Genomic DNA, 23,186 nt, shown 5'->3' with positions numbered 1-23,186 from the left:
CGCCGTACTGTTTCGCGGAGGACCGACTATTTTTCCCTCGCGATCAGTTGATCGGTCGGGGCCTCTGTCGGTTTGCCGTCATGAGGCTTGAAAGTGAATTCCTCGGTCTTGGTTTCTTCAACGCCTTCTTCAAGGGCGGCTTTAAGGACGTCGCTCACGCGGTGAGCGGGAATGATCTCGAGTTCTTTCCGGACATCTTCCGGAATATCGTCGATGTCCGATTCGTTTTGTGCCGGCAGGATTATCCTCGAAATACCCGCACGATGAGCTGCGAGGACCTTTTCCTTGATACCGCCGACCGGAAACACCAAACCCGACAATGTTATCTCGCCCGTCATCGCCGTATCGTTACGTACCTTGCGTCCGGTGTATAGCGAAGCAAGCGCAGACGCCATCGTTACGCCCGCGCTCGGGCCGTCCTTCGGGATCGCTCCGGCCGGGACGTGAAGATGAACTCCGTTCTGCTTGATCTTCTCGGGGTCGATGCCAAATTCGGATGCGTGCGACCAAAGGTAACTTCGGGCGGCCTGTGCCGATTCCTTCATCACGTCCCCAAGCTGACCGGTCAGAGTAAGGCCGCCGGAGCCGGGAAGAAGTGTTGCTTCAATAAAGAGCACCTGCCCGCCCATCTCGGTCCATGCCATGCCCGTTGCTACGCCGGGCGGCATATCGACGCGGGCCGATTCCGGAAAGAACCGCGGCGCGCCGAGATATTCTTTCACCGACGCGGCATTTACCGTCACCTTTTCCGTCGACCCCTCGGCAACCTTGAGTGCTATCTTTCGGGCAAGATTGCCTATAGTACGTTCGAGCTGCCGAACCCCTGCCTCACGCGTGTACCGAGCGGTCAGAAGATTGACCGCGTCGTCCGCGATCTCGAGCTGTTCCGGTTTCAATCCGTTTTCGCTCAACTGCCGCGGAATAAGGTATTGCTTAGCGATATTAAGTTTCTCGCGGTCGCTGTAGCCGGCGATCTGGATGATCTCCATTCGATCCCTGAGCGGCATCGGGATCGGGCCGAGCGAGTTTGCCGTCGCGATAAAAAACACCTTCGAGAGATCGAACGGCAGATCGAGATAATTATCTCGAAACGTGTTGTTCTGCGCCGGATCGAGTATCTCGAGCAGCGCGGCCGATGGGTCGCCGCGATAGTCGTTGCCGAGCTTGTCGATCTCGTCGAGCATCATCACCGGATTGTTTACGCCAACGCGGCGAAGTGCCTGTATGATCCTGCCCGGCATTGCGCCGATATAGGTCCGGCGGTGGCCTCGCAATTCGGCTTCGTCACGCATACCGCCAAGCGACATCCGCTCGAACTCGCGTCCAAGCGAACGGGCGATCGAACGTCCGAGCGATGTTTTGCCGACGCCCGGAGGGCCGACGAAGAGCAGGATCGGACTCTTGGAATCGGGCCGAAGCTTTACGACCGCCAGCGACTCGAGTATGCGTTCCTTTACATCTTCGAGGCCGTAATGATCTTCGTCGAGTATCCTGCGGGCCTCGTTCAGGTCAAGCTTTTCTTCGCTCGCCTTTCGCCATGGCAGCTCGAGGACGTATTCAAGATAGGTTCGGATGACATGATAGTCGGGCGCCGATTGCGGCAGCGCCTCCATCCGTTTCAGTTCGCGGTTGGCTTCCTTGCGGACATCATCCGGAAGATCGGCCGTCTCGAGCCGTTCGCGAAGCTGTTCGGCCTCGGCCTTTTCGCCGCTGTCGCCATCCTCGCCAAGTTCCTTCTGGATCGCCTTCATCTGTTGACGGAGAATGTAATCGCGCTGCGATTTGTCCATCTCGGTCTGCGCTTCGGTCGCGATCTTTGACCGGATCTGCATTATCTCGAGTTCGCGTGCAAGAGCACCGTGCGTAAGCGAAAGGAGTTCGTCAACGGTTCCCGCTTCCAGCATCTTCTGCTCGGTCTCATTGCCGAGGTCGAGGACCGACGCCATGAAGTATGACAACTGGACCGGATCTTGCTGGGTCATCACGGCCATCCGTATCTCGGGCGGCACCTGCGGCAGCAGTGCGAGCGCCTGCTGGATCATTTGATGTATGTTCCGCTTGAGCGCTTCGATCTCTTCTTCGTCGATCCGTGTCAGCTCGGGTAAGACCTCGATCTTTGCCTTTAGGAACGGCTGATCCGTTTGCCATTCAGTGATGCGGAAACGCTCGAGCCCCTGGACGATGAGCTGCATCACGCCTTCGTTGCGCATCATCCGCTTTATGTTGACAATGGTACCGACTTGATACAGATCGTCGTAGGTCGCTTCGTCGCCCGTAACGTTCTCGGTCTTGGTCGTGATGCAGCCGAGCAGCTTTTCTTCGTTTGCAAGAGCTGATTCGACCGCACGCATCGAGCGTTCGCGGCCGACGGCCAACGGCACGACCGTATCGGGAAAAAGGGTCGTATTCTGAAGCGGAAGGATGGCGATCTCGAGATTTTTCGGCAGGTCGACCTCGGTCATCGTCAGCGGATCTTTTGTTGTTTCATCGGCCATAGCGCGTTTCCCGGTCCTTGGATGTATGTCGGCAGCTGATAGGCGTCACCTGCGCGGCAGGTCAGGCCTTTTTCAGCCTTATGATCAACAAGCCATTCTCGAACATGTGGTCAAGCTTTACGCCCTCGATCGACGATGGAAACTGCAGAGTCTTCTCGAAACGGCTATAGGTGATCTCCATTTGGTGATACGCGGCTCCGGCCGCGCACGAGCGGTCTTTGCGGCAGCCGGCGATGTACAGGACATTGCCGTTCACCTCGATCTCGACATCTTCGGCCGCAACGCCGGCAAGCTCGACCTTGACGACCCAGCCCTCGGCGGTCTCGTAAACGTCAGCAGCCGGAAACCACAATCGTCCCGACGGCTTCGCCCCTTTTGACGAGCCGAGAAACTGGAAATGCCTGTTGAATGCTTTCGCCATACCGCATTTAGAAGTAAAAACTCTCCAATCCGACCAGCGTGATCTGCTCGAAATTATCGGGCAGCTTGACCTCGAGCTTAAACGGTCGCCATTTGCGAGTCGGCAACGCAGGGTCAATTCCTATTGTGTACTGACTCCGTAACATCCTTCCCAATCGAACCAATAATCGATCGATTCCGGTCTCATCGTAGAACTTTGCATACCATCCGCCAGTACCAGCAACAAGCGAATGAACCTTCGACGCTACTTCAAAGTCACCAGAATAAAAACTGCCTGGTTCCTGGTCAGGTGAGAGCACGAACAGGGCAACATTTGCATCTATCAATCTGCTCTTGAGTTCATTACGGTTGCTATTTTTCGAAAAATTCTCGGCACCGTCCGACAATACAATAAAGACCCGGCGCATTTCCTTGTTCGGCGGTATATTCCGTAACGCAAAATCAATGCCGTCATTAAAAGCTGTCTTGCCTCTGGTCCTCTCGGAAGCTGCCTTGACAAGCACAGAACCGACTTGTTTGCGGTCCTCAGTTGGCGCCAGCAGCAAAAATGGGCTTCCTGAAAAACCAACTGCAAAATAGACGTTCTTCTCGTTGCTGATTTCGATAAAGCGAGCAATTGCCTTCAGGCCTTGTTCGATGCTCTCTTTTTTCGAAGAACTTGAATAGTCAATTATCAGACCAACTACGAGCGGTTGATCCGGTTGCGAGAAACACTTGATTGCATATTCACCTTCGTCTCCTGAGAGTCGAAACTTATCAACCGTTAGATTTGTGACATAGTCTTTAGTAACGACCCCTCGCAATCCAGTGTGTATCGTAACCCTTGAATTGCTGCCGTCGCATGCTGGGATCGAACTTACATTCAATTTCTCCTGAGCACGAGTGAACCCGACGAGAGTAATGATGATTATGACCGTTAGAACGGTTGACGCTCGAATTCTCATGCTACGAACTCAGTCCTTGCTCCAAAATGCGACGCCGCTTGAGATCTCTTCCAGCGTTTCGGCGATCTCGCGTTCGTCCTCCATTCCGAGGGCGATATCGGCCATTGCAATGATGCCCGCGAGCGAACCGTCTTCGTTCACGACAGGGATGCGGCGGACCTGTTTGTCACCCATCAGCCGGATCGCCTCGAACACAAAATCATCCGGCCCGACCGAAAAGATCTCGGTCGTCATCACTTCGGACACCGGCGTGGTCGGCGGCTTGCCCTCAGCCACGGCCCTGACGACGATATCGCGGTCGGTGACTATCCCGATCAGTCTATCGCCGGCCATAACAGGCACAGAGCCCATGTCGCCGTCGCGCATCAGTACGCTGACCTCGCTCAGCGGCATTTCACCGGTCGCCGTCCGGACGCTCGAAGTCATTATCTCGCGGCACTTAACGCGCTCGTTCTTTGTCGCTTCGGTCATCGCAATTTGCTCCGTTCTTTTATTTTGTTTTATGTCGACTGTCTTACCATATGTTAACCCTTGCCCCTCATCTTAAAAAGCGCTACTGCTCGAGCTATGGTGTCGAGATCGTATTAGGAACGGCGTTTTGGACCCCACTTTTCCCAAAACTCACGCAGTTTCTCAGCAATCGACTCCTTCAATGTCGGGTGCTCGTAAAGCTTCTCAACATCGAAGTCCTGCCAACGCTCCAACCACCGCTCTTGATCATTGGCATAGGTTTTACCGTTGTCATACGTGACGAAAGTAACTATTATGTCCGCGCCATCGCCAACGGGAACCTCACGAATGAGATTTCCGTAATCGTCATACTCGGCAACGAAATGCGAATCGTACTCTGGATCGCCTTTCTGAACCTCCTTCCAAGAGCCGTCCGCTTCTTTGATTCTATATGTGTATTCGAACATTTTAGCTCCTTAAGCTATTTCTGCCGTATTCGCCATACGGTAGTCTAGGCTTATAAAGCAAGGAAAACAAATTTTCGCCTCCCGCGGGCGTGAGATGCTGCGGCCGGCGCGTTATTCTATATTGTTGGCGGTAAACGGGCATTTAATATAGATCGCAGCTTGCCGCAGTTCGAGAAATGGGAAAGTCGAGGGAAAACAAGCGAAAGCCGCCCCGCGAAGGGCGCACGATCACCGTCGGACGGGCCGAATCGGTACCTGTCGGCCGCGGCGCGACCGTAAAAATGAAAGACGGCAGCGAGATCGCATTGTTCAATGTTGGTGGGCAATTTCACGCGATCGAGAATTTTTGCCCTCATAAAGGATACCCGATCGCTGATTCGCGCCTTTACGGAAACATAGTCGAATGCGAACACCATGGCTGGCGTTTTGATGTAAGAAATGGCGAGTGTTATACCAAGGCCGGCTGTTCGCTCGAGCGATTTGACGTCGCTATCGAGGACGGCTGGATCAGGATAACGATCTGAATAGCGAACCGGCCGCGCCGCCTCTGATGCCGCTTTAGCCGCTAAAGAACCACTTCCACGCAAGCACGTTCGGGTCGGTCCCGCCCAAAAACTCGCTCAGGCCTTTTTCAACGAATTTCCCTGTCCGCGGCTCCATCACCTCAACGAACTGAAAATCGGGGTCGTATCCGCATATCACGTTGACATGATTGCCCATCACCACTCCGTCATAGTAGCCCAGAATTATCGGCCCATTAACGCTGAGTACGACCTCGATCAGCTCGCCCGAAGGGGCGGGACTCTCAAGCACCGTCATATTGAAACGCGGCTGATTGAAGATGCTCAGAAGTTCGTGCTTTTCGAGCGTTCCGTAATCGTCGTGGCTCTTTTTGAATGTTTCGCCGGTGACGCTGTTGCTCTTATACATTGCCTTTATGTCGGCTTCGGCTCGCAAGCTCTTTTGTGAATAAACGGTCGAAAACCCGTTCGCCTTCTGCCACCATTCGAGGCATGCCGCCCAGCAGCTGTTGCGATGTACCTGCTTTATCGGCTTGACCTTCTTGTACTTGTTTTCTACAAAACCCATAACTATTGACTCCGTTACAGCAATATTGACTGCCGGAGGTCCGCATTTTTGCGAAAAAAAGGCGGAACCCCTCAAATGGGGATCCGCCGTTAAAGCAAACTGCCTTTAACTTTTCCTAAAACCGAAGCGTCACGTTTTGCCCGTCGAGGATGAGCGCATTGCCGGTGATCGAGTTCAACGATCTGCCGCTGTAGCGGATCTCGATCTCGCCGCTCGCATCAGCATCACCTGAACTTTCGACCGTAATTCGAGCCGAATTTGCGTCGAACGCTACCAATTTGCCGGTGAAATTGATCGTACCGTTCAGCCGGCTGATCGAAACGGTCGCCGTGCCATCCGTTCGGATGGTCACGTTCCCGCGAACGACCAGTTCGGCACCGCGGCCCTCGATCTGCATCGAACCCGTGCCAAACTTGGAAGCATTCAGGCTCTTGCCTGTTATGACCTCGGGCGTCGAAGCTGCCGGTACCAGAACGAGAGCGATATTTGCCGTCGGTGCCCCGCGGAGCGTGACGGGCTGACCGCGCTCGGTCCGAAATCGGACAGTGCCTTCAGTTCGTATCTCGGCCTGAAGCTCATACTCTTTCTGCCGATTGATGTCGCGCTGCTCGTATCGCAGTTCGAACGGCAGCGGGACCTGCCGGGTCGTCACGGCAAAGGTCGTTTCGGCGACAGGAGTTCCCTCGGGTTCAGCAGAATCCATCAGCCTGACGGTCACCTCTGAGTTTGGCGGTAATGCTATCCGCTGAAGATAGGTCACCGTTCCGCTTATCACGCCCGAACCTCGACCCGGGCCAGTACCGCTGCCCACAGGTACCAGCGTCAGTTCGACGGTCTTCGGGTTTCCCTGCGTGATCACCGGATAATTCGTGTCGGTCGTAAACAGAAGTCTGCCGCCGTCGCTGATCTCGGCCCTGACCGCATATCGATTCCGCTCGCGGATCTGACGTGCTTCATATTCGAGCTGAAACGGGATCGGAACCTGTTTGCCTGCGGTTTCGATGTTCTCCTCGGCGATCGTCGTTGAAGGGGCATCTGCCCTCGAAACATCGATCAGCTTTATATTGAGTACCGCGGTCGGAGGAAGTGCGCTTCGCTGCCGATAGGTGACCGTGCCGGTGACCGCATTTTCCGGGACTTCCGGCGTTTCATTTGTTTGGCAGACAGCAGTGGTCGATACATCGTCGGCCTTTAGGATCGGCCTCGTTCCGGTCGAGATCGAATAAGAGACAAGGCTCGATTGCGAAGGGCAGCAAAGAGCGTCGTTCGATGTGTAGCGTGCAAATTCGGCGATCAACTCCCTTTGGTTATTCAGAATGACCCGCCCGAGGGCGCCATCGGTTCGCGAGTTGACCGGAGCGGGCGCAAGCGTCCCGGCAAAGCGGTTGTTGACAAAAACGAACCCGTTGTATTGATTCGGCCTGCACATCCCGTCCACGCTCGCCATTGCCATCACGACCGTGACAGCACCGTACGACTGAGTGGCTCCGAATAATGACCAGCCCGCTCGCGTGATCGCCCGATCCGCCAATGATTCGGGCGCGCGGATCTGCTCCTGGCATTTTCCTTCGATCGGCGACGCATTTCTCGGCGCCGATGGCACGTTTCCGTTTCCGTTATTCCAATTCGTAGTTAGCGGCCTGTCGAGCCAAGGCGTCTGTCCGTTTGACACCGCAGAAATTCCCAATAGCAGTATCAGCCCCATTAAAATTCGTGTTTTCATAAAAGTTTCCCCCTGATAAAAAATAATTTCAAGTACCGTTTCGAACCGGGAGTGGATCATTAGATGCTAGTATTTTAGCACCTTGCGGCGTTTATTTTTCAAAACCAAGGATCTGACCGGGCTTACCGGGCAGCAGCGGATTCTGCGGCGTCGTCGCCGATCGCTTCGACCGGACATGCGAGCATTGCTTCAAGACATAACGCCGTCTCTTCGGGGGAATTCGGCTGACGAAGAACGTATGAATAACCGTTGTCGTCATTGCGGGTGAAATTGGCTGGGGCAGTATCGCGGCAAACGTCGCAGTCGATGCATTCGCGATCGACGTAGAATTTGCCGGGAGCGTTCTCGGGTAATCTGTTCTTGATCTGGGCCATCGATCTTTATACGGAGATCTCGTGGACCCGGCCTGTCGGACCGTGTATCGCCTCACTAAGCCGTCGCTATTTCCTCGTTTCTGTTAACTCGATCATCCGATCGAGGGCGACCTTTGCAAAGTGCCTGGTTTCGTCGTCGACGACGATCTCATTGACGACGACGCCGTCGATGAGGTTTTCGACCGCCCACGCCAGATTTTGCGGAGCGATCCGATACATTGTCGCACACATGCAGAGATCGGGCGCGAGCAGGTGGATCTCTTTGTCGGGAAACCGCTGGGCTAGCCGATTGACGAGATTTACTTCCGTGCCGATCGCCCATTTCGAACCGGGAGGGGAATTCTCGACCGTCTTGATTATGAAACTTGTCGAACCGTCAAGGTCGCTCACCTCGACCACTTCGCGTGTGCATTCGGGGTGGACGAGCACCTTAACGCCCGGAACCTCCTGGCGTATCTTATCGACATGCCATGGCTTGAACCGGCCGTGGACCGAGCAATGGCCCCGCCAAAGTATCAGCTTTGCATCGTGGAGCTGTTCTTCGGTATTGCCGCCGAGTTCTTCGTGCGGGTTCCAGAGCGCCATCTTATCGAGCGGAATTCCGAACTTAGCACCGGTATTTCGTCCCAAATGCTGATCTGGAAAGAAGAACATTTTGTCGAACTCTTTGAGATAAATGTCGAAAAGCGGAACGGCATTCGAAGATGTGCAGACAACACCCTCGTTACGGCCGCAGAATGCCTTGATCGCTGCGGTCGAATTCATATAGGTTATCGGGGCAACCTTGTTTTTGAGCACGCCGATGTCGCGAAGCTGCTCCCAGGCATCTTCGACCTGATCGATCGATGCCATGTCGGCCATCGAACATCCCGCTCCGAGGTCCGGCAAGATCACCCGCTGAAAATCCTTACCGACCACATCGGCCGACTCGGCCATAAAATGAACGCCGCAGAAGACGATGTACTCGGCTTCGGTCTGCGAGGCCATCACGGACAATTGGTAAGAATCGCCGGTCAGGTCAGCGTGCCTGATCACGTCGTCACGCTGGTAATGATGCCCGAGTATCACGACACGTTTACCGAGGATGCGGCGTGCCTCCTCGATCCGAGCTGCGATCTCCGCATCGGACATTACCAAGTAATCTTCCAGAACCGCTGATCGCGTCGTTACCGCTGACATTTTCCCTCCGAATCCTTGAAGCCGAATAAATGATATCTATCGATGCTCAAATGAGAATGATGTCACCTTGATCGGCGATTCGCAAGAAATCGGCAGCTTGGAACGGCTTTCTATATGTGACCTGTTAATTTTTCGATGATCAGGATGATCCCATATGAGGCGGCCGCGATCAGCCCGGCCATCGGGATCGTGAGAACCCAGGCCCAAACGATCCGCCCCGCAACGCCCCATTTGACCGCCGAGAATCGCTTTGCCGTGCCAACCCCAACGATAGATCCGGTAATGGTATGTGTGGTTGAAACGGGAATTCCGGCGGCGGTCGCACCGAACAGTGTGATCGCACCCGCGGTCTCTGCGCAAAATCCTCCGACGGGCTGCAATTTCACGATCTTTGTTCCCATCGTTTTGACGATCCGCCATCCGCCCGAAAGTGTTCCAAGCGCGATCGCCGCATGTGCCGAAAGTACGACCCAAAGCGGCACATCGGGCAATTTGCCGCCGGGAGCCATTTGAAGAAAACCTCCGGCAACCAAGACGATCGTGATTATGCCCATTGTCTTTTGCGCATCGTTGCCGCCATGCCCGAGGGAATATGCGGCCGCCGAAAACAATTGACCAACGCGAAAGCCCCGATCGACCTTGTTTATCGAGACCTTATGAAAGATCCAATAAACCGCAACCATAAAGGCAAACCCGAGCAGCATCCCGATGAGCGGGGACAAGACGATAAAGCTCAGGGTTTTTATCCATCCTGAGGCTTTCAATACCGTCTCGACGTTATTGAGACCAAAATGCCAAATGTACGACGCGATGGCCGAACCTGCATAAGCTCCGACGAGCGCATGCGAACTAGAAGTCGGAAGCCCGAGCCACCAGGTAATGATGTTCCATATCGTTGCCCCTAAAACCCCCGCGAGGAGAACAAAAAGCTGATCATTACCTGGTATAACGGCGATATTGACCATGTCGCCGCCGATGGTCTTGGCAACGGCAGTTCCAAAGACAATAAAGGCGATGAAATTGAAAAACGCAGCCCACACAACCGCAACGCCCGGCGAGAGCACGCGTGTAGCAACGACCGTTGCGATCGAATTGGCGGCGTCGTGAAATCCGTTTACGTAGTCGAAGACCAGTGCGATAAAGATTATCAGCACCACGAGACTCAGAGCTGCCGTTTGTCCTTCCATATGATCAGAACGGTATTCGAAACTGAGCGAAGCCTGCTGCTCTTAATTGTGTTTGAGGACTATGCTTTCGATTATGTTGGCAACGCTTTCACACCGGTCGGTCGCGTTTTCAAGGATCTCATAAAGCTCCTTCCATTTGATGAGTGAGATCGGGTCAGATCCGCTCCTGAACAGCTCGCCGATCGCCCGAAAATAAATATCATCAGCTTCATTCTCCAATCGGTGGATCTCAACTATGTGAGCATTCATCCCGTTTGGCGACTTCAACAGGCCGACGGCTGCATTTATCTCGGTCGCAAGTTCACAGATAACTCTCGCCAAAGATCGGGCATGATCGTTGAACTCATTGATGTCATACATCACGATCGCCCGGGCTCCGGCATCGATGTAATCGCAGATGTCATCGAGCGCGACAGAAAGATGGTAAATATCTTCCCTGTCAAAAGGTGTTATGAACGACTTGTTGAGCTTGGTCGTGATCTCATGCATTATCTGGTCGCATTCATGTTCAACGTCCTTGATGCGCTTCGTATACGGCGAAAAATCGCCGGGTTCGCTATCGAACATTTCGACCAAGATCCCGGACGCTGCCATTATCTTCTCGGACATTTGAGAAAAGAAAATAAAGTAAACGTCGGCGCGGGGCAGTAAGCTAAACGCCATCTGTTAAACACTCCATTTGAATTCGAGGGATTGCGCCTAAAATATAACCAAGCGAATCGGGTATGTCTATCGATGAGAGTAACTTGACACGGAAAAATGTAAAAAGCCGCTCGAATTAGGAGCGGTACATTGCCGTACTTTCGAATTGCTAGAACTTGCGGCTGTGTTTTATAAAGGCAGCTTCGCGCAGATAAACGTTTAGCTCACAGATGTCTTTAACGTAGTCGCCGATCCGCTCGAGGTGTTTCGCCACGAATAGCAGGTGAGCCGCTCCGGGCGTGACCGCCGGATCGTCGATCATCAACTCGAGCAGTTCGTTAAATACGCGGCGATAGCTTTCGTCGATCTCCTTGTCGCGCTTGATCACATCACGCGATACCTGCGAATCCTCTCGGGTAAACGCATCGAGTGCGGTCCGGAGCATTTCTGCCGCAGTATTTGCCATCATCGGGAATTCGACATAGCTTTTCTTGATCGGCGGTTCGTCGTTCAAGATCAATGCAGCTTCGGCAATGCTGCCGGCATGATCGGCGATCCGTTCGAGAATCGGCGTGATCTTTGCGACCGAGATGACAAATCGCAGGTCGTGCGCCGCGGGCTGCTGAAGGGCGAGTATCTCGATGCTCATCCTGTCGATCTCGAGTTCCATCTGGTCAATGACCTTATCTTCCTCGAGGACCTGCTTGGCGAGTACGCTGTCGCGTTCGGTCAGAGCCTGCATCGCACGGTGAACGGCTGCCTCGGTAGCGCCGCCGAGCAAGAGTATCTTGTCGCGCAAAACATCAAGTTGTTGATCTAAGATCCTGCGTTCCATTCGTATTAATCTACCACAATAAGTTGATCACAAAAGCTGAATATGTACGGCGTTATCCGAAACGGCCGGTAATATAATCTTCGGTCAGCTTCTCGTCCGGATTCTGAAACATCTTTTGCGTCGGATTATATTCAATAAGCTTCCCGAGCATGAAGAAAGCCGTTCGGTCCGAAACTCGTGCCGCCTGCTGCATGTTATGTGTAACGATGACTATCGTATATTGCCGCTTTAATTCAACGACCAGTTCTTCGATCTTTTGTGTCGCGATCGGATCGAGTGCCGAGGCAGGCTCGTCCATTAGAATGACCTCGGGCTGAACCGCCAATGCCCGGGCGATGCACAATCGCTGCTGCTGTCCGCCGGACAGGCCGAAAGCAGATGTGGTCAGCCTGTCCTTGACCTCATCCCAAAGAGCGGCGTCACGAAGCGCCTTCTCGACCCGGTTCGAAAGATCGGTTTTGCTCGAGTGAATGTTGTTGATCCGTATACCGTAAGCGACGTTCTCAAAGATCGATTTCGGGAACGGATTCGATTTCTGAAAGACCATCCCGACCTTTCTGCGAAGTGCGACGACGTCGGTACCGGGCGCGTAGATGTTCTCGCCGTCGATCATTACCGTTCCCGAGACCTTGGCTATCGGGATAGTGTCATTCATCCGGTTGAGCGTCCGCAAAAATGTCGATTTACCGCAGCCCGACGGGCCGATGAAAGCGACAACCTCGCGGTGAGGGATCTCAAGCGCAATATCAAACAGCGCCTGCTCTTTGCCGTAAAAAAAATTCAGGTCCGAAATGCTGATCTTACTTTCCATCTGGTTGCTCGAGCCCGTGCCCTCACTAATATTTTTTCCGGGTCAAAAACCTGACTACGATATTGATAAACAAAATAAGCCCGACAAGAAGCAAGGTCGCGGCCCACGCCATTGCGTGCTCGACCTCGAATGGCCCGGTCGCAAAATTGTAGATCTGTACGGTCAACGACGACATCGGCTGATCATAGAAGAAATTGTAAAAGCGGCTGTTCAGGGCAGTGAACAGCAGCGGAGCCGTTTCGCCCGTGATGCGGGCGATCGAAAGCATCGCACCGGTCGCGATGCCTGAGGCCGCAGCCGGCAGCACAATATTCCACGAGACGCGCCATTGCGGTGCTCCGAGAGCGAGAGCTCCTTCGCGCATCGAATGTGGCACAAGGTTGATCATTTCCTCGGTCGTACGTGTAACGATCGGGATCATTATGATCGCGAGAGCAAGGCCTCCGGCAAGGCCCGACTGCCGGCCCATCGGCATTACGATCGCCGTATAAATAAAGATCCCGATGATTATCGACGGCACCCCGATCAACGTATCGGCCACGAACCGCACAATGTTTCCGAACCAATTCTTGCCAAATTCGGCCAGATAAACGCCTGCGGCGATCCCTATCGGCAGGCCGATCAGCGAAGCGAGCGCGGTCATCATCGCCGAGCCCGCGATCGCGTTGCCGATACCGCCGCCTTCGCCGACCGGTTTTGGGGTATCCGTGATGAACTCGATGCTGAGCGAAGAAATGCCCTGATAGGCAATGTATCCGATGATGATCAAAAGCACCGCCGTCGCAAATGTCGCGCACAATGCGGTAAGTGTGGTCATTACAAGATTGACCAACTTTCTTCTGCTATGTCCTGTCGAAACAGTTTCTGACATCGGTCTCTAGGCTTGGCCGCAATAATTCAACTAAACGTGTTTGGCCGCATTTGCTCTGCCCGCCACGCTCATGATCATCAGCTTGGCCAAAGCATTGATGATCACAGTAACAAGGAATAGAACCAGCGCCATCTCGATCAGCGCGCTCAGATAGGTCTCTTCGGTCGCATCAGCAAAATTTGCCGCAAGCACCGAAGCTATGGTGTAAGCGGGCTCGAACAATGAGGCTGTTATCTGCGGCGAATTCCCTATCACCATCGTGACAGCCATCGTTTCGCCGACCGCTCGGCCAAGGCCGAGCACGACCGCTCCGGCAATACCAGATGCAGCATTACCAAGAACGATCATCGTCGTTTCCCATTTCGTCGCTCCAAGCGCGAGTGCGGCCTCGCGCTGCGTGTTGGGCACCGCTTCCAGAACATCGCGAACGACCGCCGTAATGATCGGCGTGATCATCAGGGCAAGAATGATGCCGCCGGTAAACATCCCGATCCCGGTCAGCCTGCCCTGAAACAAAGGCAAAAAACCGAGATTGTCCTGAAGCACCGGGCCGAGGTAGTTGCGAATGAACGGTGCGAGCACGAAAATACCCCATAGTCCGTAGACCACCGACGGAATGGCGGCAAGAAGCTCGACCATGAACGCTATCGGGCGGGCGATGCTTTTGGGTGCTTGTTCGACCAGGAAGATCGCTATCCCGAGCGAGATCGGAACCGCGAGGATCAAAGCAAGGATCGACGAAACGACCGTTCCGTAAATGAAAGGCAGAGCACCGAATTTCTCCTGCGACGGGTTCCATTCGCTTGCGAATAAGAAACCCGCACCGAATCGCTGGATCGTCGGAAGCGAATTCTGCACCATCATGTAGAGCACCGCAGCGACGATCAGCAAAATGCTTATCGCCGCAGCGAGAAGAACGGTGCGATACACTTTATCGCCAAGAGTTCCTGATCTTGCCACGTTGTAACGTCCGAATCGCGCTTACTGCTTACGCAGCGATTTCCCTCCGTTTGATAGAAGATCGATCTTGGCACCCGCCTTTTCGACAAGCTTTGGCGGGATCGGAGCATAGTGGAGATCCACGACATACTGCTTGCCGTCATTGATCGCCCACCAAAGGAAGTCAGCAAGCGCCTTACCTTTTCGGGCATCTTTCTGATCACGATAGACAAGCATGAAAACGATCCCCGAGATCGGATACGAGTCGGCCCCTTCTGCATTAGTTATCTCGAACCTGAGATCATCCGGCATCTTGTCGGCCATGCCTGCAGCTGCGTTCGACACCGTCGAACTGCCTGCCTCGACAAAGTTGCCGGCCTTATTCCTTATCAAAGCCGCCGGCAGATTATTTGCTTTTGCAAAGGTAAGTTCGACGTAACCGATCGTGTTCGGGGTGTTCTTGACCTGTCCCATCACACCCTCATTTCCTTTGCCGCCGATACCGATGCCCTGCGGCAGCTGCGGATTCTTCGTCCGGCCGACCTTTTCTTTCCATTCCGGGACGGTCTTCGAAAGGTAGTCTGTAAATATATCGGAGGTGCCGCTGCCGTCGGCACGGAAAACCGGCGTGATGTCATTGGCCGGAAGCGCTGCGTTTGGGTTTTCTTTCTTTATGCGTTCATCGTCCCACTTACGGATCTTGCCTAGATATATATCTGAGATCAGTTCAGGCGTCAGTTTGAGGGGCTCTTTCAGTTCCGCAAGATTGTACGTCAGCACGACCGCACCGAGGACGACCGGGATATGTACGATCTCGCCGCCGGCTGCCTGCTTGAGTTCGTCATCTGACATCGCGGCATCGGTGCCGCCGAAATCTACGGTCTGGTTCTGAATACCCTTGATGCCCGCTCCCGATCCGGTCGAGCTGTAATCGATATTTATGGTCGGGTTAAGCTTGCCAAACTCGCTACCCCATTTATCCATCATCGGTTTAACAAAGGTCGATCCGGTGCCCGCAACCCGTATCGTCCCGCTCGTTCCGCTGCTGTTGGAATCGCCAAGTTTCTGGCCGCTGCAGCTCACCCCGATCGCTACGACCAAAAAAATAAATGTATAGAATAGAATTCTTGTTTTCTCAATAATTTGCATATGGATATAGTCCTTGGGGAAGACCGTTACACCTTGTAATTGCGGTCGAACCCGATTATACTTCCGGCAATAGATTCAAAAAGTTAAATTATACTTAATTGGCATAAGCGGCTAAGCTGACCGAGAAAAAAGTTAACATTTCGTTAACACTGGATTAACATCGGTTTCATAGGCTTTTTCGTACAACGATCATTTTCCATCCCGTGAATTCGATTCAAACGCCGACAGGCCTTACCGGCTGTTGGTCAGTTGGGGAATATATGAATTTGATAGACGAGCTCGAAAACGACCTCGCATATGCGTTTTTAGTAGAAAAGCGTCTTTCTAACAAGATCGAATCCCGCGAAGCACTCGACCTGATCGGGCGCGTAAAAGCCGCGCTTCAGATCGATATTGATGACCCGAGCGAAAAGGGTCGTTTGAAAGATGTCGAAAAGACCTCCAACGCCTTATCCCACTAGGATACCGGTCACCTGATCCCTGCACCTCGGCATCAATTGAGCATACAAGCCGTCAGTTTGCCACACCGTTCGTTTCCAGCCAACCACGAGTGCCCGGGCCTTCATCTCAACTCGGTCCGCGGCTTTGTTGTGACCACCGTTAAGAATCGTCTAAACTGGGTCTGAAATCTCCAGGAGGGAAAAAATGAAACGCACACATTTTCGAACCAGGTTCATAGCCATTATGGCACTTTGGGCCATTGCGGCTACGCCGCTGACGGCGATCGCCCAGACGCGCGTATCAATGCCGAAGAACAAGTATAAGATCGAAGAGGATGTCGATCTTGGCAGGAAGACCGCGGTACAGGTTGAGCAGCAATTCCCGATCCTGGACGACCAACTCGCCTCCGATTATGTCGAACGGGTCGGCGCCAGGCTTGTTGCGAACATACCTTCGCAGTTCCGGATACCTGCTTTCGATTACGGATTCAAGGTCGTCAATGCCAGTGATATCAACGCCTTTGCATTGCCCGGCGGCCCAATGTACGTAAATCGCGGGATGATACAGGCCGCTCGTAACGAAGGCGAGATGGCTGGCGTGATGGCCCATGAGATAAGCCATATCGCGCTCCGGCACGGAACCGCACAGGCAACCAAACAAGGCAGCCTCGGCAGCCAGCTCGGCACGATCGGATTGATCCTCGGCGGTGCGATCCTTGGCGGGCAGACCGGCGCCCAGCTGGGAGCCCTGACCGCACAGGCCTGGATGACGAAGTACAGCCGCGAGTACGAAACTCAGGCCGATATACTCGGTTCGCAGATAATGGCAAGTGCGGGTTATGACCCAAGCGATCTGGCAAATATGTTCCAGACGATCGCTCAACAGGGCGGCGGCCGCGCACCTGAATGGCTGAGCAGCCACCCCGATCCGGGCAATCGTTTTCAGAAGATAAACGCCGAAGCGCGTTTGTTGAATGTCTCGCCGACACCGATCAAGATCACCCGCGATTTCCAGCGGGTTCAGGAAAGGCTAAGGGCAATGCCTCCCGCACGCACAATGGCCGAGATCCAGAAATCGAATCCGAGCGGGGGCGAATCGGGGACGAATCCAATGTCGGGCGGAAGATATTCTAATTCGGTTCCGGCACCTTCAACGAGGGTCCGGGCATACTCAAGCGGCGATTGGATACGAATGAATGTCCCGAGCAACTGGCAGGAATTCCCTACCCAAAGCGATGTGACGTTTGCTCCCCAGGGAGCATTTGGAAACCAGGGGATCACACACGGCGTCATGATCGGCGTTTACCGCGGACAGAACGGGAGTCTGTCGCAGGATACACAGACCTTTGTCAACGGGCTGCTGCAAAGCAATACTTACCTTCGCCGGCAAACCGGTTTCCAAAGCGCGCGTTTTGCGGGGCGTCAAGGCCAGGCGATTACTTTGACCGGTCAATCGCCCGTCAATCGTCGCAATGAGTCGGTCAGGGTCTATACAGCGAAACTGAGAAACGGCGACCTCTTCTACTTTATCGCCGTGGCTCCGCAAAATGAGCTGACCCGATACGATAGTGCGTTTCAAAATGCTCTAAATTCCATCAGGCTCAACGACTATTCGATGTAGGTGTGGACAAAGGTAAGAAATGCAAAAAGGCGGGCCTTCCCGCCTTTTTCGTTATTCGTCATTGTTCCCCTTTACGGTCAGTAAAAAGCCCGCGGCCACGATCGAGATCGATGCGCTGATCAGGAACGCTGTTTCGGGCCCGAATCGGTACCATAAAAATCCGAAAAGCAAGGATGCCGGAAAGACCGTGATGCCGTAGGCGAGATTATAGAAACCATAGCCCGTGCCGCGTTTCTCGTCCTTTACGAGGTCGGCGACCATCGCCTTTTCAACGCCTTCGGTCAGCCCGAAATACGCGCCGTAAATGATGAACAAGACCCACGCCTGCCATGCGGAATCAACGAATGCGAACCCACCGTATACCGCAGCGTAGACGACCCATCCGCTTACGATCAGCGTCTTTCGCCCAAACTTGTCCGAAAGTTCGCCCCCGATCAAAGAACTGAATACCTTGCTGAAATGGAGCACCATCCAAAGCAGAGGCAGCATTGCCGGCGCGATGCCGGCTTGCTCTGCACGGAGCAGCAAAAACGCATCGGTCGAATTTGAAAGGGTGAAAAGGGCAACGATCAGTAAAAACCGTTTGAAGTTCGGGTCAAACTCCCGAAGCGAGAACTTTATCGGATTCGTGTCGACGTTCTCGATCGGTTTTCGCTCCTCGTGGACGAAAAATACGATCACAAAAAGGCCTAATGCCACCGGAACTGATGCGAATAAAAACACCCGCTGATATTCCATCGCGGTCGGATTTTCCGGGTCGACGGCCAGATACGTCAGCAGCAGGAAGGCGACGATCGGCCCGACGACCGCACCGAGATGGTCTGCAGCCCGATTAAAACCGAACGCCAGGCCGCGTTTGTCCTCCGGCACGTCCGCGGCGAGCAATGCATCACGTGGCGCTCCTCGAATGCCTTTCCCGATGCGGTCAGACATCCTTACGACCAGGACCTGCGGCCAGCTGGTAACGAAAGCGAGCATCGGCCGGACTACCGCGGCCAACGAGTATCCCAGAAATACAGGCAGCTTTCGGCGTCCGAACCGATCGCTAAGATAACCCGAAAAAAGTTTTAGAATACTCGCGACCGATTCGGCCAATCCCTCGATCAAGCCGATCGCAAACGGAGTTGCCCCTAGCGTAAGAAACAGAAAGGCAGGCAAGAGCGGGTAGATTATCTCGCTCGATGTGTCGTTCAAAAAACTGACAAGACTGAGCGCGAAAACTGTAGGCGGAAGTCCCTTGTACCTACGCCAGAAGCGAAACTTTGAGATTTTTTCGGATTCTGGCATTTAAAACGCGGAGCAGGCCTTTCAGCCTGCATTTTCATTGGCGGATAAAGCCCGAATCGATCTCGCAAACGGTCATTTCTGTCTCGACGCGCCCGGTTTTGCCTTCTGTCCGTCACCCGCGACGAACCACCAAAGCGATAGACCGCCGACAAGCCCGATCACCATTATTGCGACAACAACAGCCAGCCGCAACGCCATCTTGACGCTTTTCCGCAGCAATCTGAAAGCAATGTACGCTACCGCGGAGACAACGATAAAAACTACCGCTCCGAATGCGATAGCCGCGGTTCCGATCGTCAGATCGGCAGCAAATATCGGCGAATCCATTATCTGTCTAATTCCTTTTCCTGTAACGCCCGCTCGACGGCGTCAATATCGGCATCTGTAAGCTCAGCCGTTTCATCGGGCACGGAATACGCCTCGTCGATCCAAGCCCCGAGATCAAGGAGCTTACACCGTTCCGAGCAAAAGGGACGAAACTCGTTGCCGGAATATTCGGCCATCAGCCCGCAATTAGGACACTTCACCAACGGCATAAACATCAAGAAACAATGATAAGATTATCATAGCGGTAAGGCTCTATAAAGCCTTGTTCATACAGATAAATGTTGATTCTTCGTCGCGGTGATGTAATCTTTGATCCAGAGGTTTGCGATCTCCCGCATTGGCGAACAATTTGCGAGTTTTACTCGTAATCTTCGATGGGATCCAACAATTGAGGCGGTAATATGAGCGATTATAAAGACAGGTTCGACAAGTGGCAGAAGGACGCTAAAGAGAAATTCAGCGAGATCGATAAACAGCTCGGGTTGACCGACAAGATCGAAGATACGGCCCGAGTAGTCGTCGAAACCGCGCAGAAAGGCGCCGAAAAGCTAAAGGCAGAAGCGGAAAAATCCGAGGTCGGCAAGCAGGCCGTCGGCGTCGTTGAAGAGACCATCAAGACTGCCGAGGCGACCGCAAAGAAGGCATGGAATGTCAGCGAACCGCTCCGTGACGCGGCTGAGGACGCTGGTGGCAAGGCAAGCGAGATAGTTGTCGAAGCGGGCAAGGCCGCCGGCGACGTCATAAGCACCGCAGGTGAAAAGGCCGGCGAGATATTCGACGACGCTAAAGAGACGGTCGGCAAGAATGTCAAAAGCGTTTCGAAAGCGTTCAGCCTGGGCGCCGGATGGACCCGTACGGTAGATTCTGCTTTTCGTTCGCTATCGCGAGCGTCCGATTGGGTTCAGGAAAATCCGATGCAGGCCGCTGCCACCGGTGTTTCGATGGCGGTCGGTGCCGGGCTTGGAGTCGTGTTTACCGGGATCAGTTCGCATTGGCTTTTCAACTCGGCCCTGCCTGCCTGGTCGATAAAGCAGCTTGGCGAACGCTTTGACGGTTACCTTCGGTCGCAGGAAGAAAAGATCGCCAGAGGGAAGCTCGACGAGGCCGAGATCGAGCGCATTCGGTTTGAACGGGACATTGCCAGACGGATCGGAGCGCCGCTCTTGGGCGCCTTCTCATTCGCCTCCGGTGCGGTGATGATGACGAACGTCATCAATCCCAAGACCATAACGGGAGCGCCCATCGACTGGCTGATCGGTGGCAACCCGCTTCTTGAGGGCGTTTGGTTTTTCGGCAACGGAATGGTCTGTTTTAAGACGAGTTACGATTTCTTTATGATCGCCCTTGACGGTCAGGAGGACGTGCAAAAGATGGTTCGCGAGATAAAGGGAATGCTTCCTCAGGCCGGAGAATCGTGATCTGCTAGCCGATCTTTATCGGAAAAGGCACAAAACTGAGCACAAATATCGCCAAGGTAACGACCGCGAGAATCCTTCTTTTTGCATCGAGCGGAGCGTCGTCCCAGGGTTCGGGATGTCGAATTCGCATCATTATCCCAAGCAATATTGCGATGAGAAAGCCGCTCGGGCTATTGAAATAGACAAGCCCGATCACCGAAAGCGTTGCCATGACCGCAAACGCGATCCGACCGGTCCAATAATGGACCCGCTCGCCAAAGATCGCATAGATCGCGTGGCCGCCGTCAAGCTGACCTGACGGTATCAGGTTCAGCGCCGTTACCAGCAGTCCGACCCAAGCCGCAAAATAGAAGGCATTTCCGATCCCGAAGGTCAGATCCTGTCCGAGTATCATCGCAACAAAGCGTATCAGCAGCGGGTCCGCAAATACCAGAGTGCCGCCCTGGCCGACCTGTTGAGGAATGGCCGTCTCCATCGTCATCAGCCCGATGATCGCGATCGGGATCAGCGCGACGAATCCGGCTATCGGCCCGGCGATGCCGATATCGAAAACGGCCTTTCGAGACGGAAACGGTGAGAGAATACGAATAAATGCCCCAAACGTTCCGGCGGGCCCGATCATCGGCGGTGTCGGAAGAAAATATGGCAGGGTCGCATCTACACGATATATCCGGCATGCGATGTAATGCCCCATTTCATGCGATGTAAGAATGAAAAGCAATGATAAGGAAAAACTCAGGCCATCTTTAAGAAGTTCCCAGTCGGTCGCCAATAGATAGACCGTGTTCACCACGACTGACAAATAGGAGTAGGGCAGTTGATATAACAGGTCGGCAACGTCGGCCCAGGTTTCCGGGTCAGGCCCGACCATGAATGGGAGACGTCCGAACGGGTAGATCGATCCGGCGATCGTGGCTGTTACGATGGTCAGCAGGAGCAGCAGTCCGTGGCGAAACCAGGTCGCTGCCGTCGGTATCAGGGCTTGGCGTTCAAAGTAGAATGTCTCGGTGACGTCCGCCGGATCGTTCATTGATGGGGTGAAAATGAAGGCTGCCGATCACAAGAAAACCTTAGATTCCGTGATCCGCAGCCGATGCAGCAAACAGCTACAAACTCTGTACTTTATTTCTTGACGGCCTGAGCCGACAATTCCTTGCCCGGTTTGAATCGAATCGTTTTACCGGCCGGTATCGGAACCTCTTTTCCGGTTCTGGGATTACGCCCGACACCCCGCTTCCGTGGCTTTACAACAAAAACGCCGAAACCCCTGAGCTCGATCCGTTTGCCTTGAGCAAGAGCGTCTTTCATCGCGTTGAACAGCGAATCGACAACTTGCTCTGCCTTTTGTTTTGGAACTCCAGTCTTATCGGCAACCAGGTTGACGATGTCTAGCTTGATCATCATTTCCTCCTTTGTAAGGCATGAAACGCAGAAACAAAAAACCGCTACCGACGTTTACAGATAATAATCCTGTAACTCTACTTCTGTCAAGATTTTGCGAAAATACTTCACGCCGTGCGGAGCGGGCCGATCGCAAGTAAATCCGAGAGCCGGATTCATCGACGGCTGCCCGATGATAATTGTTCATGGAACTCGCGGATCGCCTGAAAAACTACTTCCGGAGCTTCGACATGTGGAAAATGCCCGATATCCGTCAGTTCGATAATATCGGTTTGATCCGGAATGACCTGGCGAAACCGTTCGACCAGATGCTTTCCCGAAACCGGATCAGCCGAGCCGTTGATGAATCTGAACGGTTGTTTGAGTTCGGTCAGCGGCTTAACCCATCGCTCGCGATACGTCTCACGTTCACGCATATAGCGGATCAATTTATGGGCGACCAACTTCCCGCGGTTGTGCTTAAAGAGCGCCAAATAGTCGTCAAGTAACGGTTCATCCGGCTGCGTCCGTTCGCCGAAGACCGATGCCAGGTTTTTCCTGAAGATCGGATCCGGGATAAATCTGCCAAAAAGGGCACCAAGCGGGCCGATCAATAGCTTCTGAGCGAAGATCGGCCGGTGCGTTTCCGGAAACAATGCTCCGTTGAGAAAACAGATCGAGGCGATCTCGACATCAAGACGGCCCTCGGCCTGCCGAGCCAAAAGCTCTTGCGTGATCGTGTTGCCGTAGTCGTGGGCGACGATATGGACGCGCCGAAGCTTTAAATGGGTCAGGAGCGATTCGAGAACATCGACCTGGTCGAACGTCGTATAGCCGAGCGTTGCCGGCTTTGACGAGAATCCGTAACCGATCATGTCAAAGGCAGTTACGGGATATATCGCGGCCAACTGTTTCCAGATCAAGTGATAATCGAAAGACGCTGTCGGGAATCCATGAAGGCATAAAAACGATTCTCGCTCGTCCGCCGACCGCCGATAGAAGATCGTCCCGTAAGGGTGTTCGAACCTATCGCCGCTTTGTTTCCAATCGTCCAGGAGCTCACTCATTAGTTGTTTCGCAACGACCTCGCGAGGTGATAGAATCCTACCACGTTCTAAAAACTCACAAAGCTTGCGAG

At 53.7% G+C, this 23,186-nt stretch carries 26 protein-coding genes; 4 read left to right on the top strand and 22 right to left on the bottom strand.

Going from position 1 to position 23,186, the window contains the following annotated elements; translation table 11 throughout:
* Positions 1 to 26: 26 nt before the first annotated feature.
* From lon to IPM28_13250, 5 genes are all read right to left on the bottom strand, one after another.
* Positions 27 to 2,462, bottom strand: coding sequence for an endopeptidase La (lon, locus tag IPM28_13270; GenBank protein MBK9173952.1), 2,436 nt, complete (start codon positions 2,460 to 2,462; stop codon positions 27 to 29).
* 94 nt (positions 2,463 to 2,556) lie between these two features.
* Complete coding sequence (locus tag IPM28_13265; GenBank protein ID MBK9173951.1) at positions 2,557 to 2,916, bottom strand: Hsp20/alpha crystallin family protein; 360 nt, start codon at positions 2,914 to 2,916, stop codon at positions 2,557 to 2,559.
* 7 nt (positions 2,917 to 2,923) lie between these two features.
* Positions 2,924 to 3,859 (bottom strand): VWA domain-containing protein, encoded by a 936-nt coding sequence (locus IPM28_13260; GenBank protein ID MBK9173950.1) that lies wholly within the window; start codon positions 3,857 to 3,859, stop codon positions 2,924 to 2,926.
* Positions 3,860 to 3,868: 9 nt separating this feature from the next.
* The gene (locus tag IPM28_13255) at positions 3,869 to 4,330 is read right to left on the bottom strand and encodes a CBS domain-containing protein (GenBank protein ID MBK9173949.1); all 462 of its coding nucleotides are present in this window, start codon (positions 4,328 to 4,330) and stop codon (positions 3,869 to 3,871) included.
* 113 nt (positions 4,331 to 4,443) lie between these two features.
* On the bottom strand, positions 4,444 to 4,776 hold the full coding sequence (locus IPM28_13250) for a hypothetical protein (protein ID MBK9173948.1): 333 nt from the start codon (positions 4,774 to 4,776) through the stop codon (positions 4,444 to 4,446).
* 176 nt (positions 4,777 to 4,952) lie between these two features.
* Here IPM28_13250 and IPM28_13245 point away from each other — a divergent pair, with 176 nt between their 5' ends.
* Positions 4,953 to 5,300 (top strand): Rieske 2Fe-2S domain-containing protein, encoded by a 348-nt coding sequence (locus IPM28_13245; GenBank protein MBK9173947.1) that lies wholly within the window; start codon positions 4,953 to 4,955, stop codon positions 5,298 to 5,300.
* Positions 5,301 to 5,334: 34 nt separating this feature from the next.
* Here the strand turns inward: IPM28_13245 and IPM28_13240 are convergent, their stop codons facing one another.
* From IPM28_13240 to pstS, 11 genes are all read right to left on the bottom strand, one after another.
* The gene (locus tag IPM28_13240) at positions 5,335 to 5,865 is read right to left on the bottom strand and encodes a hypothetical protein (protein ID MBK9173946.1); all 531 of its coding nucleotides are present in this window, start codon (positions 5,863 to 5,865) and stop codon (positions 5,335 to 5,337) included.
* A 115-nt stretch (positions 5,866 to 5,980) separates the two neighbouring features.
* Complete coding sequence (locus IPM28_13235) at positions 5,981 to 7,588, bottom strand: YbaY family lipoprotein (protein MBK9173945.1); 1,608 nt, start codon at positions 7,586 to 7,588, stop codon at positions 5,981 to 5,983.
* Positions 7,589 to 7,710: 122 nt separating this feature from the next.
* Positions 7,711 to 7,962: a ferredoxin gene (locus tag IPM28_13230; protein ID MBK9173944.1), complete on the bottom strand. Its 252-nt coding sequence runs from the start codon at positions 7,960 to 7,962 to the stop codon at positions 7,711 to 7,713.
* Between the two features lie 66 nt (positions 7,963 to 8,028).
* Positions 8,029 to 9,141: a quinolinate synthase NadA gene (nadA, locus tag IPM28_13225; protein ID MBK9173943.1), complete on the bottom strand. Its 1,113-nt coding sequence runs from the start codon at positions 9,139 to 9,141 to the stop codon at positions 8,029 to 8,031.
* A gap of 110 nt (positions 9,142 to 9,251) precedes the next feature.
* Entirely contained in the window at positions 9,252 to 10,328 is a 1,077-nt protein-coding gene (locus IPM28_13220) for an inorganic phosphate transporter (protein ID MBK9173942.1), read from the bottom strand.
* A 42-nt stretch (positions 10,329 to 10,370) separates the two neighbouring features.
* Positions 10,371 to 10,991 carry a DUF47 domain-containing protein gene (locus IPM28_13215; GenBank protein ID MBK9173941.1) on the bottom strand — a complete coding sequence of 207 codons (621 nt, stop codon included), beginning with the start codon at positions 10,989 to 10,991 and terminating at the stop codon, positions 10,371 to 10,373.
* Between the two features lie 148 nt (positions 10,992 to 11,139).
* On the bottom strand, positions 11,140 to 11,805 hold the full coding sequence (gene phoU, locus IPM28_13210; GenBank protein ID MBK9173940.1) for a phosphate signaling complex protein PhoU: 666 nt from the start codon (positions 11,803 to 11,805) through the stop codon (positions 11,140 to 11,142).
* A gap of 52 nt (positions 11,806 to 11,857) precedes the next feature.
* Entirely contained in the window at positions 11,858 to 12,616 is a 759-nt protein-coding gene (locus IPM28_13205) for a phosphate ABC transporter ATP-binding protein (GenBank protein MBK9173939.1), read from the bottom strand.
* A gap of 25 nt (positions 12,617 to 12,641) precedes the next feature.
* Positions 12,642 to 13,487 carry a phosphate ABC transporter permease PstA gene (gene pstA, locus IPM28_13200; protein ID MBK9173938.1) on the bottom strand — a complete coding sequence of 282 codons (846 nt, stop codon included), beginning with the start codon at positions 13,485 to 13,487 and terminating at the stop codon, positions 12,642 to 12,644.
* Between the two features lie 30 nt (positions 13,488 to 13,517).
* Positions 13,518 to 14,447: a phosphate ABC transporter permease subunit PstC gene (gene pstC, locus IPM28_13195; protein MBK9173937.1), complete on the bottom strand. Its 930-nt coding sequence runs from the start codon at positions 14,445 to 14,447 to the stop codon at positions 13,518 to 13,520.
* Positions 14,448 to 14,468: 21 nt separating this feature from the next.
* Entirely contained in the window at positions 14,469 to 15,575 is a 1,107-nt protein-coding gene (gene pstS / locus IPM28_13190) for a phosphate ABC transporter substrate-binding protein PstS (GenBank protein MBK9173936.1), read from the bottom strand.
* Positions 15,576 to 15,835: 260 nt separating this feature from the next.
* On the opposite strand from pstS, the gene IPM28_13185 reads away from it, so the two are divergent.
* Both IPM28_13185 and IPM28_13180 read left to right on the top strand, forming a co-directional pair.
* Positions 15,836 to 16,036, top strand: a complete 201-nt coding sequence (locus tag IPM28_13185) for a hypothetical protein (GenBank protein ID MBK9173935.1) — start codon at positions 15,836 to 15,838, stop codon at positions 16,034 to 16,036.
* 184 nt (positions 16,037 to 16,220) lie between these two features.
* On the top strand, positions 16,221 to 17,636 hold the full coding sequence (locus IPM28_13180) for a M48 family metalloprotease (GenBank protein ID MBK9173934.1): 1,416 nt from the start codon (positions 16,221 to 16,223) through the stop codon (positions 17,634 to 17,636).
* A 51-nt stretch (positions 17,637 to 17,687) separates the two neighbouring features.
* Here IPM28_13180 and IPM28_13175 read toward each other — a convergent pair whose 3' ends face one another.
* From IPM28_13175 to IPM28_13165, 3 genes are all read right to left on the bottom strand, one after another.
* Positions 17,688 to 18,923 (bottom strand): MFS transporter, encoded by a 1,236-nt coding sequence (locus tag IPM28_13175; protein MBK9173933.1) that lies wholly within the window; start codon positions 18,921 to 18,923, stop codon positions 17,688 to 17,690.
* A 72-nt stretch (positions 18,924 to 18,995) separates the two neighbouring features.
* On the bottom strand, positions 18,996 to 19,250 hold the full coding sequence (locus tag IPM28_13170) for a hypothetical protein (GenBank protein MBK9173932.1): 255 nt from the start codon (positions 19,248 to 19,250) through the stop codon (positions 18,996 to 18,998).
* Positions 19,250 to 19,459, bottom strand: a complete 210-nt coding sequence (locus IPM28_13165) for a DNA gyrase inhibitor YacG (GenBank protein MBK9173931.1) — start codon at positions 19,457 to 19,459, stop codon at positions 19,250 to 19,252. The genes IPM28_13170 and IPM28_13165 overlap by 1 nt, the downstream gene beginning before the upstream one ends.
* 192 nt (positions 19,460 to 19,651) lie before the next feature.
* Here IPM28_13165 and IPM28_13160 point away from each other — a divergent pair, with 192 nt between their 5' ends.
* Positions 19,652 to 20,668, top strand: a complete 1,017-nt coding sequence (locus tag IPM28_13160; GenBank protein MBK9173930.1) for a hypothetical protein — start codon at positions 19,652 to 19,654, stop codon at positions 20,666 to 20,668.
* Positions 20,669 to 20,672: 4 nt separating this feature from the next.
* Here the strand turns inward: IPM28_13160 and IPM28_13155 are convergent, their stop codons facing one another.
* The 3 genes from IPM28_13155 to IPM28_13145 form a co-directional block, all read right to left on the bottom strand.
* Complete coding sequence (locus tag IPM28_13155; GenBank protein ID MBK9173929.1) at positions 20,673 to 21,698, bottom strand: site-2 protease family protein; 1,026 nt, start codon at positions 21,696 to 21,698, stop codon at positions 20,673 to 20,675.
* Between the two features lie 92 nt (positions 21,699 to 21,790).
* Entirely contained in the window at positions 21,791 to 22,069 is a 279-nt protein-coding gene (locus tag IPM28_13150; GenBank protein MBK9173928.1) for an integration host factor subunit beta, read from the bottom strand.
* Positions 22,070 to 22,224: 155 nt separating this feature from the next.
* A complete protein-coding gene (locus IPM28_13145; protein ID MBK9173927.1) occupies positions 22,225 to 23,115 on the bottom strand; it encodes an alpha/beta hydrolase in 891 nt (296 codons plus the stop codon).
* Positions 23,116 to 23,186: the final 71 nt, after the last annotated feature.

It is taken from the genome of Chloracidobacterium sp. (genome assembly GCA_016716305.1).
Lineage (GTDB): Bacteria > Acidobacteriota > Blastocatellia > Pyrinomonadales > Pyrinomonadaceae > OLB17.
Note: the sequence above shows the minus strand (reverse complement) of the source record. Positions and strands in the feature narration are given on the sequence as shown.

Coding starts and splice junctions, on each gene's coding strand:
- lon (MBK9173952.1), bottom strand. CDS start 2,462: ATGACCGAGGTCGACCTGCCGAAAAATCTCGAGATCGCCATCCTTCCG.
- IPM28_13265 (MBK9173951.1), bottom strand. CDS start 2,916: ATGGCGAAAGCATTCAACAGGCATTTCCAGTTTCTCGGCTCGTCAAAA.
- IPM28_13260 (MBK9173950.1), bottom strand. CDS start 3,859: ATGAGAATTCGAGCGTCAACCGTTCTAACGGTCATAATCATCATTACT.
- IPM28_13255 (MBK9173949.1), bottom strand. CDS start 4,330: ATGACCGAAGCGACAAAGAACGAGCGCGTTAAGTGCCGCGAGATAATG.
- IPM28_13250 (MBK9173948.1), bottom strand. CDS start 4,776: ATGTTCGAATACACATATAGAATCAAAGAAGCGGACGGCTCTTGGAAG.
- IPM28_13245 (MBK9173947.1), top strand. CDS start 4,953: ATGGGAAAGTCGAGGGAAAACAAGCGAAAGCCGCCCCGCGAAGGGCGC.
- IPM28_13240 (MBK9173946.1), bottom strand. CDS start 5,865: ATGGGTTTTGTAGAAAACAAGTACAAGAAGGTCAAGCCGATAAAGCAG.
- IPM28_13235 (MBK9173945.1), bottom strand. CDS start 7,588: ATGAAAACACGAATTTTAATGGGGCTGATACTGCTATTGGGAATTTCT.
- IPM28_13230 (MBK9173944.1), bottom strand. CDS start 7,962: ATGGCCCAGATCAAGAACAGATTACCCGAGAACGCTCCCGGCAAATTC.
- nadA (MBK9173943.1), bottom strand. CDS start 9,141: ATGTCAGCGGTAACGACGCGATCAGCGGTTCTGGAAGATTACTTGGTA.
- IPM28_13220 (MBK9173942.1), bottom strand. CDS start 10,328: ATGGAAGGACAAACGGCAGCTCTGAGTCTCGTGGTGCTGATAATCTTT.
- IPM28_13215 (MBK9173941.1), bottom strand. CDS start 10,991: ATGGCGTTTAGCTTACTGCCCCGCGCCGACGTTTACTTTATTTTCTTT.
- phoU (MBK9173940.1), bottom strand. CDS start 11,805: ATGGAACGCAGGATCTTAGATCAACAACTTGATGTTTTGCGCGACAAG.
- IPM28_13205 (MBK9173939.1), bottom strand. CDS start 12,616: ATGGAAAGTAAGATCAGCATTTCGGACCTGAATTTTTTTTACGGCAAA.
- pstA (MBK9173938.1), bottom strand. CDS start 13,487: ATGTCAGAAACTGTTTCGACAGGACATAGCAGAAGAAAGTTGGTCAAT.
- pstS (MBK9173936.1), bottom strand. CDS start 15,575: ATGCAAATTATTGAGAAAACAAGAATTCTATTCTATACATTTATTTTT.
- IPM28_13185 (MBK9173935.1), top strand. CDS start 15,836: ATGAATTTGATAGACGAGCTCGAAAACGACCTCGCATATGCGTTTTTA.
- IPM28_13180 (MBK9173934.1), top strand. CDS start 16,221: ATGAAACGCACACATTTTCGAACCAGGTTCATAGCCATTATGGCACTT.
- IPM28_13175 (MBK9173933.1), bottom strand. CDS start 18,923: ATGCCAGAATCCGAAAAAATCTCAAAGTTTCGCTTCTGGCGTAGGTAC.
- IPM28_13170 (MBK9173932.1), bottom strand. CDS start 19,250: ATGGATTCGCCGATATTTGCTGCCGATCTGACGATCGGAACCGCGGCT.
- IPM28_13165 (MBK9173931.1), bottom strand. CDS start 19,459: ATGCCGTTGGTGAAGTGTCCTAATTGCGGGCTGATGGCCGAATATTCC.
- IPM28_13160 (MBK9173930.1), top strand. CDS start 19,652: ATGAGCGATTATAAAGACAGGTTCGACAAGTGGCAGAAGGACGCTAAA.
- IPM28_13155 (MBK9173929.1), bottom strand. CDS start 21,698: ATGAACGATCCGGCGGACGTCACCGAGACATTCTACTTTGAACGCCAA.
- IPM28_13150 (MBK9173928.1), bottom strand. CDS start 22,069: ATGATCAAGCTAGACATCGTCAACCTGGTTGCCGATAAGACTGGAGTT.
- IPM28_13145 (MBK9173927.1), bottom strand. CDS start 23,115: ATGAGTGAGCTCCTGGACGATTGGAAACAAAGCGGCGATAGGTTCGAA.